Origin of the sequence: Burkholderia sp. AcTa6-5 (assembly GCF_017815075.1) — a bacterium.
Taxonomy (GTDB): Bacteria; Pseudomonadota; Gammaproteobacteria; order Burkholderiales; family Burkholderiaceae; genus Burkholderia; species Burkholderia sola.
Map to the genome: position 1 here is coordinate 1 of NZ_JAGIQE010000053.1, position 2,920 is coordinate 2,920.

General features: G+C 52.9%; 1 rRNA gene. It reads right to left on the bottom strand.

The features are described from left to right. Positions 1–12 precede the first annotated feature (12 nt). Positions 13–2,894: ribosomal RNA gene (locus J8I33_RS34080) — 23S ribosomal RNA — on the bottom strand. Positions 2,895–2,920 lie beyond the last annotated feature (26 nt).

Sequence of the window (2,920 nt, forward strand, 5' to 3'; positions counted from 1 at the left end):
CAGACTTGTTATAGGATCAAGCCTTACGGGCAATTAGTATCAGTTAGCTGAACGCATTACTGCGCTTACACACCTGACCTATCAACGTCCTGGTCTCGAACGACCCTTCAAGGGGATCTAGTCCCCAGGGATATCTCATCTTAAGGCGAGTTTCCCGCTTAGATGCTTTCAGCGGTTATCTCTTCCGAACATAGCTACCCGGCGATGCCACTGGCGTGACAACCGGTACACCAGAGGTTCGTCCACTCCGGTCCTCTCGTACTAGGAGCAGCCCCCTTCAAATATCCAACGCCCACGGCAGATAGGGACCAAACTGTCTCACGACGTTTTAAACCCAGCTCACGTACCTCTTTAAATGGCGAACAGCCATACCCTTGGGACCGGCTACAGCCCCAGGATGAGATGAGCCGACATCGAGGTGCCAAACACCGCCGTCGATATGAACTCTTGGGCGGTATCAGCCTGTTATCCCCAGAGTACCTTTTATCCGTTGAGCGATGGCCCTTCCATACAGAACCACCGGATCACTATGACCTGCTTTCGCACCTGCTCGACTTGTCGGTCTCGCAGTTAAGCACGCTTATGCCATTGCACTATCAGCACGATTTCCGACCGTACCTAGCGTACCTTCGTACTCCTCCGTTACGCTTTGGGAGGAGACCGCCCCAGTCAAACTGCCTACCATGCACTGTCCCCGACCCGGATCACGGGCCAAGGTTAGAACCTCAAACAAACCAGGGTGGTATTTCAAGGACGGCTCCACCGAAACTAGCGTTCCGGTTTCATAGCCTCCCACCTATCCTACACAGATCGGTTCAAAGTCCAATGCAAAGCTACAGTAAAGGTTCATGGGGTCTTTCCGTCTAGCCGCGGGTAGATTGCATCATCACAAACACTTCAACTTCGCTGAGTCTCGGGAGGAGACAGTGTGGCCATCGTTACGCCATTCGTGCAGGTCGGAACTTACCCGACAAGGAATTTCGCTACCTTAGGACCGTTATAGTTACGGCCGCCGTTTACCGGGACTTCAATCAAGAGCTTGCACCCCATCATTTAATCTTCCGGCACCGGGCAGGCGTCACACCCTATACGTCCACTTTCGTGTTTGCAGAGTGCTGTGTTTTTATTAAACAGTCGCAGCCACCAGTTTATTGCAACCCCTTCACCCTCCTGGCGCAGGCCAGTCAAGCTACAAGGGCGTACCTTATCCCGAAGTTACGGTACCAATTTGCCGAGTTCCTTCTCCCGAGTTCTCTCAAGCGCCTTAGAATACTCATCTCGCCCACCTGTGTCGGTTTGCGGTACGGTCATCGTTAGACTGAAGCTTAGAGGCTTTTCTTGGAACCACTTCCAATTGCTTCGCTCCCGAAGGAGCTCGCGCCACACCCTTGAATTGCGCGCCCGGATTTGCCTAAGCGCCTTCTCCAATGCAGCGACCGGGACTTCCAACACCCGGACAACCTTCCGCGATCCGTCCCCCCATCGCATCTAACAATGGTGCAGGAATATTGACCTGCTTCCCATCAGCTACGCATTTCTGCCTCGCCTTAGGGGCCGACTCACCCTACGCCGATGAACGTTGCGTAGGAAACCTTGGGCTTACGGCGAGGGGGCCTTTCACCCCCTTTATCGCTACTCATGTCAGCATTCGCACTTCCGATACCTCCAGCACCCTTTACAAGGCACCTTCGCAGGCTTACGGAACGCTCTCCTACCATGCGAGCAAAGCTCGCATCCGCAGCTTCGGTATATAGCTTAGCCCCGTTACATCTTCCGCGCAGGACGACTCGATCAGTGAGCTATTACGCTTTCTTTAAAGGGTGGCTGCTTCTAAGCCAACCTCCTGACTGTTTTAGCCTTCCCACTTCGTTTCCCACTTAGCTATATTTGGGGACCTTAGCTGGCGGTCTGGGTTGTTTCCCTCTTGACACCGGACGTTAGCACCCGATGTCTGTCTCCCGTGATTGCACTCTTCGGTATTCGGAGTTTGCTATGGCGGGGTAATCTGCAATAGACCCCCCAACCATGACAGTGCTCTACCCCCGAAGGTGAGACACGAGGCACTACCTAAATAGTTTTCGGAGAGAACCAGCTATTTCCAGGTTTGTTTAGCCTTTCACCCCTATCCACAGCTCATCCCCTAACTTTTCAACGTTAGTGGGTTCGGACCTCCAGTACGTGTTACCGCACCTTCATCCTGGCCATGGATAGATCACCTGGTTTCGGGTCTACGCCCAGCAACTGAACGCCCTATTCGGACTCGCTTTCGCTACGCCTGCCCTATACGGTTAAGCTTGCTACTGAACGTAAGTCGCTGACCCATTATACAAAAGGTACGCCGTCACCCCTTACGAGGCTCCGACTGTTTGTATGCATGCGGTTTCAGGATCTATTTCACTCCCCTCCCGGGGTTCTTTTCGCCTTTCCCTCACGGTACTGGTTCACTATCGGTCGATCACGAGTATTTAGCCTTGGAGGATGGTCCCCCCATCTTCAGACAGGATTTCACGTGTCCCGCCCTACTTGTCGCACACCTAGTTCTTTCATACTGTTTTCGCCTACAGGGCTATCACCTGCTATGGCCGCACTTTCCAGAGCGTTCGGCTAACAATACAAATAAAGAGTGCAAGGCTCATCCCATTTCGCTCGCCACTACTTTGGGAATCTCGGTTGATTTCTTTTCCTGCGGTTACTTAGATGTTTCAGTTCACCGCGTTCGCTTCACATGGCCTATGTATTCAGCCATGGATACTCCAAAAGGAGTGGGTTTCCCCATTCGGACATCTACGGATCAAAGCTCGTTTGCCAGCTCCCCGTAGCTTTTCGCAGGCTACCGCGTCCTTCATCGCCTGTGATCGCCAAGGCATCCACCACATGCACTTGTTCGCTTGACCCTATAACGAGTCTGTCTCATCGACAG